Source organism: Streptomyces griseorubiginosus, assembly GCF_001514195.1.
Classification (GTDB): Bacteria; Actinomycetota; Actinomycetes; order Streptomycetales; family Streptomycetaceae; genus Streptomyces; species Streptomyces griseorubiginosus.
On the sequence record NZ_KQ948741.1, the window covers coordinates 271,498 to 285,896 of the forward strand.

Annotated in this window: 9 protein-coding genes and 1 tRNA gene; 8 read left to right on the forward strand and 2 right to left on the reverse strand. The window is 71.6% G+C overall.

Annotated features, from left to right (window positions below; translation table 11 throughout):
- Positions 1 to 21: 21 nt before the first annotated feature.
- From AQJ54_RS31360 to AQJ54_RS31395, 8 genes are all read left to right on the forward strand, one after another.
- Positions 22 to 642 (forward strand): hypothetical protein, encoded by a 621-nt coding sequence (locus tag AQJ54_RS31360; protein WP_062026046.1) that lies wholly within the window; start codon positions 22 to 24, stop codon positions 640 to 642.
- Between the two features lie 114 nt (positions 643 to 756).
- Positions 757 to 2,292, forward strand: a complete 1,536-nt coding sequence (locus AQJ54_RS31365) for a DUF7059 domain-containing protein (RefSeq protein ID WP_062242850.1) — start codon at positions 757 to 759, stop codon at positions 2,290 to 2,292.
- Positions 2,293 to 2,734: 442 nt separating this feature from the next.
- Positions 2,735 to 2,932 carry a hypothetical protein gene (locus AQJ54_RS31370; RefSeq protein WP_062026047.1) on the forward strand — a complete coding sequence of 66 codons (198 nt, stop codon included), beginning with the start codon at positions 2,735 to 2,737 and terminating at the stop codon, positions 2,930 to 2,932.
- 248 nt (positions 2,933 to 3,180) lie between these two features.
- A complete protein-coding gene (topA, locus tag AQJ54_RS31375; RefSeq protein WP_062242853.1) occupies positions 3,181 to 6,012 on the forward strand; it encodes a type I DNA topoisomerase in 2,832 nt (943 codons plus the stop codon).
- Positions 6,013 to 6,192: 180 nt separating this feature from the next.
- On the forward strand, positions 6,193 to 9,429 hold the full coding sequence (gene tmk / locus AQJ54_RS31380) for a dTMP kinase (RefSeq protein ID WP_062242856.1): 3,237 nt from the start codon (positions 6,193 to 6,195) through the stop codon (positions 9,427 to 9,429).
- Positions 9,430 to 9,697: 268 nt separating this feature from the next.
- A complete protein-coding gene (locus AQJ54_RS31385) occupies positions 9,698 to 10,903 on the forward strand; it encodes a DNA polymerase III subunit delta' (protein ID WP_062026050.1) in 1,206 nt (401 codons plus the stop codon).
- Between the two features lie 114 nt (positions 10,904 to 11,017).
- Positions 11,018 to 12,601: an alpha/beta hydrolase gene (locus tag AQJ54_RS31390; protein ID WP_062242859.1), complete on the forward strand. Its 1,584-nt coding sequence runs from the start codon at positions 11,018 to 11,020 to the stop codon at positions 12,599 to 12,601.
- A 107-nt stretch (positions 12,602 to 12,708) separates the two neighbouring features.
- A tRNA-Thr gene (locus AQJ54_RS31395) sits at positions 12,709 to 12,782 on the forward strand.
- 288 nt (positions 12,783 to 13,070) lie between these two features.
- Here the strand turns inward: AQJ54_RS31395 and AQJ54_RS31400 are convergent.
- Together AQJ54_RS31400 and AQJ54_RS31405 are read right to left on the reverse strand one after the other, a co-directional pair.
- Positions 13,071 to 13,745 carry a hypothetical protein gene (locus AQJ54_RS31400; protein WP_159055573.1) on the reverse strand — a complete coding sequence of 225 codons (675 nt, stop codon included), beginning with the start codon at positions 13,743 to 13,745 and terminating at the stop codon, positions 13,071 to 13,073.
- Positions 13,746 to 13,758: 13 nt separating this feature from the next.
- The gene (locus tag AQJ54_RS31405) at positions 13,759 to 14,349 is read right to left on the reverse strand and encodes a hypothetical protein (protein ID WP_062242865.1); all 591 of its coding nucleotides are present in this window, start codon (positions 14,347 to 14,349) and stop codon (positions 13,759 to 13,761) included.
- Positions 14,350 to 14,399 lie beyond the last annotated feature (50 nt).

Sequence of the window (14,399 nt, forward strand, 5' to 3'; positions counted from 1 at the left end):
ACGTCCGGTGGCCGAGAGGCCATGGAAGGGACCGATCCGGTGAACAAGAAGCTCGCGGCCGCACTGTCCGGCGGTGCGGTACTGGTACTGGCGCTGTCGGGATGCGGCGGCGGCGAAAAGGACAACAAGGAACTCGACGCCTGGGCCAAGAAGGTCTGCGACCTGGTGCCCGCCCAGAACAAGAAGATCACGGCGGCCTACGACGCGATCACCAAGGCGGCCGAGGACACCGAGAGCACCCCGGCGGAGCTCCAGAAGGCCGACTCCCAGGCGTTCCAGGACCTGGCCGACGGCTACAAGGCGCGGGCCACGGTCATCCAGGGCGCCGGCGCGCCTCCCGGTGCCGAGGACGGCGCCAAGAAGCTCCAGAACGCCGTCAATCAGCTCTCGGCCCTCTCCGCGGCCTACGGCGACATGAAGACGCAGGTGGACAAGCTCGACACCAAGGACCAGGCGAAGTTCGCCACGGGCCTCAAGGACGTCTCGGCGGAGATGCAGAAGGTGGAGACGCAGCGTCAGACCGCGCTCAACGCGCTGAAGGAACTGGAGTCCGGCGACACCAAGCAGGCGCTGGCCGACCAGCCGGGCTGCAAGCAGTCCTCGGGGTCGCCGGCGGCATCGGCACCGGCCACGGACAGCTGAGCGCTCCAGGCGGACCTTGATGCGACCTCAAGGCTGCCTCGCGCGAGGCGGGCCAGGGCTTCCGGGGTGTGAGGTGGGCCTGTGCGGTCGGGCCGTGCGGGCCACAATGGGGGCGTGAGTACCTCCAGCCTGCCCACGCTGCCCGCCGCTCCCACCGCCTCCGCCTCCGGAGGCGCCGACGTCGCCGCCCGGCTGCGGGACGCCCTGCTCGGGGCGTCCTTCACCGCCGACGGGCTGCTCGAACTGCTCGGTGCGCCCGCTTACGCGGCGCTCGCCCGCAGCGAGACCGTGCCCGCGCTCCGGGCGACCCGCGGGGACACCCCGCTGGAAGTGCTCGTACGCCTGTTCCTCCTTCAGCAGCCGGTGCCCCACGCGCGCGTGGCGGGCGTTCTGCCCGTCGACGCCTGTCTGGAGAGCGGCTGGCTGGTGCGCGCCGGCGGTGACGAGGTGGCCGCGACGGTGGACGTACGGCCGTACGGCGGACCCGACGGCGAGGACTGGTTCATCGTGTCGGACCTGGGCTGTGCCGTCGGCGGCGCCGGTGGTATCGGCAGCCGGGACGAGGGTGTCGTCCTCGGGGTCGGCGGCGCCTCCACCACGCTCGCCGGCATCACCGTCCGCACGCCCGTCGGCTCCGCCCTCGACATCGGCACCGGGTCCGGGATCCAGGCCCTGCACGCCGCCCAGCACGCCACGCGCGTGACGGCGACCGACCTCAACCCGCGCGCGCTGCACATCACGGCGCTCACGCTGGCGCTCTCCGGCGCCCCGGCGGCCGATCTGCGGGAGGGCTCGCTGTTCGAGCCGCTCCGGCAGGGGGAGACGTACGACCTCATCGTCTCGAACCCGCCCTTCGTGATCTCGCCGGGCGCCCGGCTGACGTACCGGGACGGCGGGATGGGCGGGGACGATCTGTGCCGCTCGGTCGTTCAGGGTGCGGGGGAGCTGCTGAACGAGGGCGGGTTCGCGCAGTTCCTCGCCAACTGGCAGCACGTGGCGGGGGAGGAGTGGCAGGACCGGCTCAGGTCGTGGGTGCCGCGCGGCTGCGACGCGTGGATCGTGCAGCGCGAGGTGCAGGACGTCACGCAGTACGCCGAGCTGTGGCTCAGGGACGCCGGTGACCACCGCGGCGACCCGGCCGCGTACCAGGCGCTGTACGACGCCTGGCTGGACGAGTTCGAGGCGCGCAAGGTGCGGGCCGTGGGCTTCGGCTGGATCACCCTGCGCAGGACCGGATCGGCCGAGCCCTCGGTCACCGTCGAGGAATGGCCGCACCCGGTCGAGCAGCCGCTCGGCGACACCGTCCGCGCGCACTTCGAACGCCTCGACTACCTGCGCGCTCACGACGACGCGGCGCTGCTGGAGGCGCACTTCAAGCTCGTGCCCGAGATCGTCCAGGAGCAGGTCGGGCTGCCCGGCGCGGAGGACCCCGAGCACGTGGTGCTGCGCCAGCACCGCGGGATGCGCCGGGCCACCAAGGTGGACACCGTCGGCGCGGGCTTCGCCGGCGTGTGCGACGGCTCGCTGAGCGCGGGCCGCATCCTCGACGCGATCGCCCAGCTCATGGGCGAGGACCCGGTCGTCCTGCGCGACCGCACGCCCGCGCAGATCCGGGTGCTGGTGGAGCAGGGGTTCCTGGAGCCGGCGTGAATCCGGCGGGGCCGGCGTGAATCCGGCGGGGCCGTCGTGGATCTGGCGGGCCGAGGTGAAGCCGGCGGGCTCGGCGAGAGTCCGGCAGGTCCGACGAGCATCCGGCAGGCCCGGCGTGAATCCGGCAGGGGCCCCGCGCCGCGCGGTCTGAATCCGGTCGGTTTTCGGCTCGGCAAGGACCGGATCCTGATCGTCCCCGGTCGCGGACCCCTGCGTATCCGGTCACACACGGCGGCGACCAGGGTGAGAACCGGGCGAGAACCTGACCGGATCCGTCGACGACCGGAGCAGGGGCCGTGCGCCCGGCCGGGAGCCGTCAGAGGGGTCCCCAGGCACCTCCAGGCGCCGGCGTTCACCCGGGGTTCGCCTGCCCGCCTTCCGCCCGTGCCAGTCTCCGTCGGAACCGCACACGCGGACGGGAGAAGAGGGGGCGCGGGCAGCCATGGAGAGCGAGACGGCGATCTTCGCGGGAGTGGTGTTCGCCCTGTTCGGAGGCGCGCTGCTGGTGTGGACCGCGGCCCGGCTGCGCCATCGCCGGCCCGTCGCCCTCGGTGTGAGTCCCGTCGCATCGGCGACCGTCGCGACCCTCGCCGCGCTGCTCGCGCTGGCCGTCGGCGCATGGTGCCTCACCCGCGTCTGAAGGCGTCCCGGGGAGCCGCCCGACCGGTAAGGGGGAGATCGCCCTCCGGTTGAGCCGGAAAAGGCCGGTGGGGACTCCGGGCGGCAGGAATGGCGGTAGTCGGGTTACCGTTCGAGTGGCCGTTGCGGGCTTTTCCCGTTTGACACGGGGGCGGGATGTACCGTCACACTCCGCAGCGTCAGCACGACCCGACCCCGGGAACCAAGGCCTGGGGGATACCCCAGCGTCGACCGGAGAGAAGAGCGAAGTTGTCCCCGACCAGCGAGACCGCACCGGGCGGCCGCCGACTCGTCATCGTCGAGTCGCCTGCCAAGGCGAAGACGATCAAGGGCTATCTCGGCCCCGGATACGTCGTCGAGGCGAGCGTCGGGCACATCCGCGACCTCCCCAACGGCGCCGCCGAGGTGCCCGAGAAGTACACCGGCGAGGTGCGCCGCCTCGGTGTGGACGTCGAGCACGACTTCGCGCCGATCTATGTCGTCAACGCCGACAAGCGGGCCCAGGTCAAGAAGCTCAAGGACCTGCTCAAGGACTCCGACGAGCTCTTCCTCGCCACCGATGAGGACCGCGAGGGCGAGGCCATCGCGTGGCACCTCCAGGAGGTCCTCAAGCCCAAGGTCCCGGTCAAGCGGATGGTCTTCCACGAGATCACCAAGGCCGCGATCCAGGCCGCCGTCGCCAACCCGCGCGAGCTGAACAAGAAGCTGGTCGACGCCCAGGAGACCCGCCGCATCCTCGACCGCCTCTACGGCTACGAGGTCTCGCCGGTCCTGTGGAAGAAGGTCATGCCGCGCCTGTCGGCCGGCCGTGTCCAGTCCGTCGCCACCCGGCTCGTCGTCGAGCGGGAGCGCGAGCGCATCGCGTTCCGTTCCGCCGAGTACTGGGACCTGACCGGCACCTTCGCGACCGGCCGCGCGGGAGACCCCTCGGACCCGTCGTCCCTGGTCGCGCGCCTCCAGACCGTCGACGGCCGGCGCGTCGCGCAGGGCCGTGACTTCGACTCCCTGGGGCAGCTCAAGAGCGCGAACACCCTCCACCTCGACGAGGCGAACGCCCGCGCGCTGGCCGCCGCCCTGGAGCAGACGCAGTTCGCCGTCCGCTCGGTCGAGTCCAAGCCGTACCGCCGCTCGCCGTACGCGCCGTTCCGTACGACGACGCTCCAGCAGGAGGCCTCGCGCAAGCTCGGCTTCGGCGCGAAGGCGACCATGCAGGTGGCGCAGAAGCTGTACGAGAACGGCTTCATCACCTATATGCGTACGGACTCCACGACCCTCAGCGACACGGCCGTCTCCGCCGCGCGCGCCCAGGTCACCCAGCTCTACGGCGCCGACTACCTGCCGTCGAGCCCGCGGACCTACGCCGGGAAGGTCAAGAACGCCCAGGAGGCGCACGAGGCGATCCGCCCCTCGGGTGATCGTTTCCGCACCCCGGCCGAGACCGGTCTGACCGGCGACCAGTTCAAGCTCTACGAGCTGATCTGGAAGCGGACCGTGGCCTCGCAGATGAAGGACGCGACCGGCAACAGCGTCACCGTGAAGATCGGCGGCACCGCCGCCGACGGCCGGGACGTCGAGTTCAGCGCCTCCGGCAAGACGATCACCTTCCACGGCTTCCTCAAGGCCTACGTCGAGGGCGCCGACGACCCGAACGCCGAGCTGGACGACCGCGAGCGCCGGCTGCCCCAGGTCAGCGAGGGCGACCGGCTGTCCGCCGAGGAGATCACGGTCGACGGGCACGCCACCAAGCCCCCGGCCCGCTACACCGAGGCCAGCCTGGTCAAGGAGCTCGAAGAGCGCGAGATCGGCCGCCCGTCGACGTACGCGTCGATCATCGGCACCATCCTCGACCGCGGTTACGTCTTCAAGAAGGGCACGGCACTCGTCCCCTCCTTCTTGTCCTTCGCGGTGGTCAACCTCCTGGAGAAGCACTTCGGGCGGCTCGTCGACTACGACTTCACCGCCCGCATGGAGGACGACCTCGACCGCATCGCGGCCGGCCAGGCGCAGTCCGTGCCGTGGCTGAAGCGCTTCTACTTCGGCGAGGGCGGCGGCGAGGGCGGCGCGGCCGACGCCGGCAACGGCGACGGGGACCACCTCGGCGGCCTCAAGGAACTGGTGACGGACCTGGGCGCGATCGACGCGCGCGAGGTGTCGTCGTTCCCGGTGGGCAACGGCATCGTGCTCAGGGTCGGCCGCTACGGCCCGTACATCGAGCGCGGCGAGAAGGACTCCGAGAACCACCAGCGGGCCGACGTGCCCGAGGACCTGGCCCCCGACGAGTTGTCCGTCGAACTCGCCGAGGAACTGCTCGCCAAGCCGAGCGGCGACTTCGAGCTGGGCGCCGACCCGGTGACGGGACATCAGATCATCGCCCGCGACGGCCGCTACGGCCCGTACGTCACCGAGGTGCTCCCCGAGGGCACCCCGAAGACCGGCAAGAACGCCGTGAAGCCGCGGACGGCCTCGCTGTTCAAGTCGATGTCCCTGGACACCGTGACCCTCGAGGACGCGCTCAAGTTGATGTCGCTGCCGCGCGTCGTCGGCGCCGACGCGGAGGGCCAGGAGATCACCGCGCAGAACGGCCGCTACGGGCCGTACCTGAAGAAGGGCACCGACTCGCGGTCGCTCCAGGCCGAGGAGCAGCTCTTCACGATCACCCTCGAAGAGGCCCTCCAGATCTACTCCCAGCCCAAGCAGCGCGGCCGGGCCGCCGCCAAGCCGCCGCTGAAGGAGCTGGGCACCGACCCGGTCAGCGAGAAGCCGGTCGTGGTCAAGGACGGCCGCTTCGGGCCGTACGTCACCGACGGGGAGACCAACGCGACCCTGCGCTCCGGCGACAGCGTCGAGGAGATCACCCCGGAGCGCGGCTTCGAACTGCTCGCCGAGAAGCGGGCGAAGGGCCCCGCCAAGAAGACGGCGAAGAAGGCGCCCGCGAAGAAGGCCCCGGCCAAGAAGGCGACGGCCGCCAAGAAGACCGCGGCGAAGAAGACGACCACGGCGGCGAAGAAGACGACGGCCAAGAAGACGACCACGTCCGCCGCGAAGAAGGCGACGGCGTCGAAGTCGGCGTCCGACGACTGAATCCGGCCCGGTTCCGGGGCGCGTTCCCCCGGCCAACGGGTCCGTGTTCCCCCGCGGACGGGTCGCACTCCTCGTTCGAGGCTTCGCAAAGCGAACGTCCCGGCATCACTTTGGTGTCGGGACGTGCGCACGTCAGGACGGGCATCCCAGGCTGTCGGTGGCTCCCGATAGGCTGAAAGCATGACCCGTGCCGAGCAGCCCACGGCCCCTCACCCGGCCCCCGACGACGCCCTGGTCGCGGACTCCCGCGAGCGCGCCGTCCGCGCCCTGCTGCGCAGGCCCCAGCTCAAACGCCTGTGGAGCGCCCAACTCGTCGGCGGTATCGGCGACACCCTCGCGCTCCTGGTGCTGGTCCTGCTGGCCCTTCAGGCGGCGATCGGCGAGGGCGCGTTCGGCGGCGGCTACCGGGGCGTGGCGTTCGCAGTGGCGACCGTCTTCGGTACGCGCATCCTGGCGACGCTGCTCTTCGGCGCCGTCCTGCTCGGCCCGTTGACCTCGCTCACGTCGCAGGAAGGCCCGCTCGACCGCCGCTGGACGATGGTCGGCGCGGACGGCGTCAGGATCGCGCTGCTGATCGTCGCGCCCCTGTGGATAGACTGGACGCCGGAGAACGCCCTCGCGTTGCTGCTGGTGACCGCCTTCGTGACCGGTGTCGCCGAGCGCTTCTGGACCGTGTGCCGCGAGAGCGCGGCCCCCGCCCTGCTGCCGGCTCCGCCGCCGGAGGGGGCCACCGTACGACCGCTGCCGGACCACCTGGACGCGCTGCGCCGCCTGTCGCTGCGCACGACCTTCGTGGTGATCCCGCTCGCCGCCGTCGTGCTCGTCGTCGCGGCCCTGCTCAACAACCTGCTGGGCTCCGGCATCGTCTGGTTCGGCCAGCACCAGGCGGCCCTCGCCTCGTACGTCGCGGCCGGTCTGTTCGCCGCCTCGCTGTCGCTGCTGACCTTCCTGGAACTGCCCGACACCCGTACCCCGCGCGCGCGTTCGCCGCTGGAGGGGCTGCGCCGGCCCAAGGCGGGCGCCGGTGTCGACAAGGGCCGTACCGGCGCGATCCCACTGCTGGTGCCGGCCTGCGCGGCCGTCGCCGGGGCGATCGCCGCGGCCGTGGCCGTCGCGGTGCTGCACGCCAAGGACCTGGGCGGCGGCCCGGTGACGTACGGCCTGATGGTGGCCGCGCTGACCGGCGGAGTCGTCGTCGGCGTCCGTACGGCGCCCAAGGTGCTGGTCACGCTGTCGCGGCGCCGGCTGCTCGCGCTGGCGATCGCCTTCACCGGCATCGCCCTGCTGGCCGCCGGGCTCGTCCCGGACCTCACCACCGTGCTGCTGATCGAGGTGCTCGCCGGCATCGGCGCCGGGGTGGCCGCCAACACCGGGCACACCCTGCTCGACCAGGAGACCGAGGAGTCCCGGCGGGCCCGGACCACCGAGCATCTGCACGCGGTCGTCCGCGTGAGCGTGGCGCTCGGCGCGCTGCTCGCACCCGTGGTGGCCGCGGCGATCGGACCGCACCGGCTGGAGAACGGCAAGTTCGTCTTCGCGCACGGCGGTGCCGCGTTCACGCTGATGCTGGTCGGCGCGCTGCTGCTGCCGGTGGCCGCGCTGGTCCTCGCCAAGGTCGACGACCGCTCCGGCGTCCCCCTCAGGCACGACCTGCGGGACGCGCTGCTCGGCGGCGACGACCCGGAGACGGTGCCCGCCGCCACGGGCTTCTTCATCGCGCTGGAAGGCGGCGACGGGGCCGGCAAGTCCACCCAGGCCGAGGCGCTCGCCGAGTGGATCAGGGCCAAGGGCCACGAGGTCGTGGTCACGCGCGAGCCGGGGGCGACCCCGGTGGGCAAGCGGCTGCGGTCGATCCTGCTGGACGTGTCGAGCGCCGGGCTCTCGCACCGCGCGGAGGCGCTGCTGTACGCGGCGGACCGCGCGGAGCACGTCGACACCGTGGTCCGGCCCGCGCTGGAGCGCGGCGCGGTCGTGATCTCCGACCGGTACATCGACTCCTCGGTGGCGTACCAGGGCGCCGGGCGCGACCTGTCCCCGACGGAGATCGCCCGCATCAACCGCTGGGCGACGAACGGACTGGTGCCGCATCTGACGGTCCTGCTGGACGTCTCTCCCGAGATCGCCCGCGAGCGGTTCACGGAGGCGCCGGACCGGCTGGAGTCGGAGCCCGCGGAGTTCCACGCGCGCGTGCGGTCCGGGTTCCTGACGCTGGCCGCCGCCGACCCCGGCCGGTACCTGGTCGTCGACGCCGGGCAGGAGCCCGAGGCCGTCACCACCGTCGTACGGCACCGCCTCGACCAACTGCTGCCGCTCTCCGAGCAGGAGATCCGCGAGCAGGAGGAGGCCCGCCGCAAGGCCGAGGAGGAGGCGCGGCGCAAGGCCGAGGAAGAGGCCGCGCGCAAGGCCGAGGAGGAGCGCCTGGAGCGGGAGCGCCAGGAGCAGCTCGCCCGGCTGAAGGCCGAGGAGGAGGAGCGCAAGCGGCGCGAGCTGGAGGAGGCCCAGCGGCGCGAGGCCGAGCGGCAGGCGGAGGAGGCCCGGCTGCGGGCCGAGGAAGCGCGTCGGCGGGCCGAGGAGGAGCGGGTCCGGCTGCTCGCCGAGGAGAAGGCCCGCGCCGAGGAGGAGGCGCGTCGCAAGGCCCGCGAGGAGGCCGCCCGCAAGCAGGCCGAGGAGGAGGCACGCGTGCGTGCCGAGGCCGAGGAGCGGCGCCTGGAGAAGCAGCGCAAGGCCGAGGAGGCGCTGCTGCGGGCCGAGGAGGCGCGACGGCTCGCCGAGTCCGCGACCGCGGCTGCGGAGGCGGGACCGAAGAAGACCGCGAGTCCGTCGGCCGGGCTGGACGCGGCGACCGTGCCCACGCCCGTGGTGACGCCGACGAACGCGTCGGGCGGTCCGGTGGACGAGACGGCGGTGCTGCCCCGGGTGTCCATGAAGAAGGACGACGAGGATACGGACGGGGACTCACGCGGGGACTCCGGCGAGGTCTCCGACTCGGAGGTGACGGCGCAGCTTCCGCAGCCGCCGGTGCCGTCGGGTGCGGCGGACGACACGGCGGTGCTGCCGCCGGTTACGCCGGGTGCGGCCGACGAGACGGCCGTGCTGCCTCCGGTGCCTCCGGGTGCGGCCGATGAGACGGCGGTGCTGCCGCCGGTTACGCCGGGTGCGGCTGACGAGACGGCTGTGCTGCCTCCGGTGTCGGGGGACGGGCCCGGGGACCGGGTGCCGCCGGGGTACTTCCGGGACGAGGAGCGCACGCGGGAGCTGCCGCAGGTCGACGAGCAGGGGGCACCTCGACGCAGGCCCCGCTCGGACTGGGCCGAGGAGACGCCGCTGGACGATCTGCCGTCGCTGGCGGACGAGTTGCTCGGGCCGCATGACGACGAGTACGGGGATGATCGGGGACGGCGGGGTCGGGGGCGGTAGGGGGCGGTTGCCGGGTGCGGTGGCGTCGGGGGGCGGGTCGGTAGCGGTCGGCGGCGGGGTGCGGGTGTGTCGTGGCTGGTCGCGCAGTTCCCCGCGCCCCTGAGTGGGTGTGCTCCAGGCATGCCCAGCTGTACCCACCTAGGGGCGCGGGGAACTGCGCGACCAGCCCCCACCGGCCCGCGGCCGACAACCGTCCGTCGCCTCGTTGTCAGTGCCGGCCCGCACAATGGACCTACGCACGAAGCATGACGAAAGGGCGGCGCAACCCATGACCGTATGGGACGACCTGGTCGGCCAGGAGAGGGTGAGCGAGCAGCTCGGCGCTGCCGCTCGGGACGCCGACGCCCTGGTCACCGCCGTCGCCACCGACGCCCCGCCGCCCGAGGCGTCGAAGATGACCCACGCCTGGCTGTTCACCGGCCCGCCCGGCGCGGGCCGTAACCAGGCGGCGAGAGCCTTCGCCGCCGCGTTGCAGTGCGTCAGCCCCGACCGGGCGCTCGGCGGAGTACCGGGCTGCGGCTTCTGCGACGGCTGTCATACGGCACTCATCGGCACCCACGCCGACGTCACCTCCGTGGCCGCCGTCGGCACCCAGATCCTCGCGGACGACATGCGGGACACCGTGCGCAAGTCGTTCACCTCGCCCGCGAACGGCCGCTGGCAGATCATCCTCGTCGAGGACGCCGAGCGGCTGAACGAGAAGTCGGCCAACGCGGTCCTCAAGGCCGTGGAGGAACCCGCCCCGCGCACGGTGTGGCTGCTGTGCGCCCCCTCCATCGAGGACGTCCTGCCGACGATCCGCTCCCGCTGCCGGCACCTGAACCTGTCCACCCCCTCGGTCGACGCCGTCGCCGACATGCTGGTGCGCAGGGAGGGCATCGAGCCGGCCGCCGCGATGGCCGCCGCCCGTGCCACCCAGGGCCATGTCGACCGGGCCCGTCGCCTCGCCACCGACCCGGCCGCCCGTGAGCGCCGCGCCGCCGTATTGAAGCTCCCCCTGCGCATCGACGACATCGGCGGCTGCCTGCGGGCGGCCCAGGAACTCGTCGACGCGGCGGCCGACGACGCCAAGCAGTTGGCCGAGGAGATGGACGGCAAGGAGACCGAGGAGCTGAAGGCGGCGATGGGGGCCGTGCAGGGTGGCCGGATGCCGCGCGGCACGGCCGGGGTGATGAAGGACCTGGAGGACAAGCAGAAGCGCCGCAGAACCCGCACCCAGCGCGACAGCCTCGACCTCGCGCTGACCGACCTCACCGCCTTCTACCGGGACGTCCTCGCCCTCCAGCTCGGATCCAGGGTGGCGATCGCCAACGCGGACGCCGAGGACGCCCTGGAGCGGCTCGCCCGCGGCAGCTCACCGGAGAGCACGCTCCGCCGCATCGAGGCGATCGGCGCGTGCCGCGAGGCCCTCGACCGCAATGTGGCCCCGCTGCTCGCGGTGGAGGCGATGGCGATGGCGCTCAGAGCGGGCTGACGGCGTCGTGACCACGGCGTGGCCTCGGTGGGGGCGGGTTGACCGGCGTCACTCGTACGAGGCTTTGTCCACACGGATCGCGATCAGCAAACTGCGCAGAGTTACGCTCGCCTGATGCACACCAGGCGCAGCTCCCGCTCCCTCCGCACCGGCGGCATCCTTCTGACCGCGGCACTCCTCGTCTCGGCCTGCTCCGCCAGTGCCTCGACGGGTCCGTCGACCTCGGCCACCGCGGCCGCCGAGGTGACGCTGGCCGCGCTGCCGGAGGCGACACCGGCCGCGCTCGCGCCGTACTACGGACAGACGGTGCGCTGGCGCAGCTGCGGTGTCCCCGGTTTCCAGTGCGCCACGCTGAAGGCGCCGCTCGACTACGCCAAGCCGGGGGCGGGGGACGTCCGGCTCGCGGTCTCCCGCAAGAAGGCCACCGGGCCGGGCAAGCGCCTCGGGTCGCTGTTCGTGAACCCGGGCGGGCCGGGCGGCTCGGCGGTCGGCTACCTCCAGGCGTACGCCGGGATCGGCTACCCCGCGGCGGTCCGGGCCCGGTACGACATGGTCGCCGTCGACCCGCGCGGCGTCGCCCGCAGCGAGCCCGTCGAATGTCTCGACGGGCGGAAGATGGACACGTACACCCAGACGGACACCACCCCCGACGACGCGCGCGAGACCACGCAACTCGTCGACGCCTACAAGGAGTTCGCGGAGGCGTGCGGTGCGCACTCGCCGGGGCTGCTGCGGCATGTGTCGACGGTGGAGACGGCCCGGGACATGGACATCGTGCGGGCGGTGCTTGGCGACCGGAAGCTGAACTACGTGGGGGCCTCCTACGGGACGTTCCTCGGGGCGACGTACGCGGGCCTGTTCCCGGGGCGCGTCGGGCGACTCGTCCTGGACGGCGCGATGGACCCCTCCCTGCCCGCGCGCCGGATGAACCTCGACCAGACGGCGGGCTTCGAGACGGCGTTCCAGTCGTTCGCGAAGGACTGTGTGCAGCAGCCGGACTGCCCGCTCGGCGGTAAGGGCACGCCGACCGCGGAGGTCGGCCGTCACCTCAAGGCCTTCTTCAGGAAGCTGGACGCGCACCCGATCCCGACCGGCGACGCGGACGGCCGCCGGCTCGGCGAGGCCCTCGCCACGACCGGGGTGATCGCGGCGATGTACGACGAGAGCTCGTGGGCGCAGCTGCGGGAGGCGCTGACGTCGGCGATGAAGGACAAGGACGGCGCCGGCCTGCTGATGCTGTCCGACAGCTACTACGAGCGGGACGCCGGGGGCCGCTACAGCAACCTGATGCCCGCCAACGCGGCCGTGAACTGCCTCGACCTGCCGCCCGCCTACGGGAGCCCCGAGGAGGTCGAGCGGGCGCTGCCGTCCTTCGAGAAGGCGTCGCCGGTGTTCGGGGAGGGCCTTGCCTGGGCGTCCCTGAGCTGTGCGTACTGGCCGGTCAGGGCCACGGGTGAGCCGCATCGCATCGAGGCGCGGGGTGCGGCCCCGATCGTCGTGGTCGGCACCACCCGCGACCCGGCCACCCCGTACCGCTGGGCCCGCGCCCTGGCCGCCCAGCTCGCCTCGGCCCGCCTGCTCACCTACGAGGGCGACGGCCACACCGCGTACGGCCGCGGCAGCACCTGCATCGACTCCGCGATCGACACGTACCTGCTCCGCGGCACCCCGCCGGCGGAGGGAAAGCGCTGCTCGTAGCCGCCTCGGCGGACGGTCCGGGGGTGCGCCGAGGGCTGGTGCGGAGCACCTCCGGAAACTGTGTAGACTTACCGACGTTGCTGATCGCACCATGGTGCGGACGGCGCGCCGCCTTAGCTCAGATGGCCAGAGCAACGCACTCGTAATGCGTAGGTCTCGGGTTCGAATCCCGAAGGCGGCTCTCAGAAGTGCAGGTCAGGATGTTGTGAAGCCCTCCGTGAGGTCACGGGGGGCTTTTCTTGATCTAGGGGAACAGGCGGACGGAAGCGGGCTTGCCGCCGTCGACGACATGCGCGTTGTCCGGGTTCGGCTGTGCGCGCGGGCGGGACTACTGGCAGCCTTCGCTCGCTGGGCACGGCGACGTCCGGTCGTGCGAGGGCTCAGCCGCGGTGGGTGCCTTCTCGTAACCGCTGTCTTCGCGGAAGGTTCCGGACGCCGTGTCAGCGTCCGGAACCTTCCAGAAGCAGTATTACTCGCCCTGCGAGGCCTTCTCGCCGCATAGGAGAGAATTTGCTTCACGTGCCGCGTCGTTGAGCTTCATGTCGATGCCGCACTTGAACTCGCCCTGGATGGGGCGATACCACGTCGTCACGGTGCCGTACGCCGGGACGCTCTTTCCGGTCTTGTTGCTGACACACCCGTAGGCGAAGTCCGCTGTCACGACATGGACGCCGAGATATCCGACGAAGTCCCCCTTCGTGTTCCCCGGGTCAGTGCTGAACAATCCCTCCTTCCCTGGGATCGGGAGGGTTTTTCCGGCTTCGGCGAGGTCGGAGCGGCCCATTTTCGCGCGGAGTGACGCGAGTACCGCATGGGCGTCCAGTTTCCCGCTGGACTCGACCGAGGCTGTGACGTGGCGTACGGGAATCGCCGCGTAGGTGGTGAGACCGAGATGGCTGCCTGACGTCACGCGAACCACCTGGGAGGCTGCCACGAGAGGCGTGCTCTCGGACAACCTGCCCCAGTGGAACGTGGTTTCGGCGCACGTCCATGCGCGTACCGGGTTCTCCGCCTTCGGCGTGGCCGAGGCACTCGTCGTGCTCTTCGCATCCTGCGAGGCTGCGCATCCTGCGACCAGCGTGGCCAGGCCGCTCAGGACGGCGAGGGAAGCCACCGCTCGCCGTTGGAATGATCTGCTTTTCACGACAGCCTCCTCCTCAGAAGCAGTACTTCTTCTTGGCCAGCTTGGCCAGCCCGTTGGTGGTCGACTTGTCGCAGCGAATGGATCCGTCGCTGGTTCCCGCGAAACTCTTCACCTTCTTGTATGCGGTGACGTGCCAGCTCTGTGCGGAGTCGCAGTGGAAGTGCGACCATTTACCCCACGCTTTCCGGGTGCCGTTGTAGAAGATGTACAGATGGTCGCTCGACGGGATCGTGAAGCTCGACGTGATGGACGACTTCGACGTGTGGGCGTGCTCGTAGTGCAGATTGAGTCCGACGGTCACCTCCATTTTCCCGATGACGACGTTGGTCTTCTCTGATGTGTTGAACGTCGCCTCGGCGCCCGCGGTGACGACGGTCTCCACCTCTTCGGTAATGGAGTAGGACCGGGTGATGCCGGTGTTGTTGTACTTGTCGTTCTCGTGTGTGATCACGTACGCCTTGTGCGTGTAGCTCCAGGCTTTCCAGCTGCTGCCCGGATCGCAGGCGGTGAGGATGGTGGGTACTGCGGCGGCCGCATGCTCCGTGGTGACAGCGGTGAATGCCAGGGCTCCCGCCAGGAGCGCGGCGAGTCTCTTCGTGCGCAAAGTGGTCTCTCTGTCCGGTGATCGCGGTGGCGTGGCCTCAGGCCGGCCGC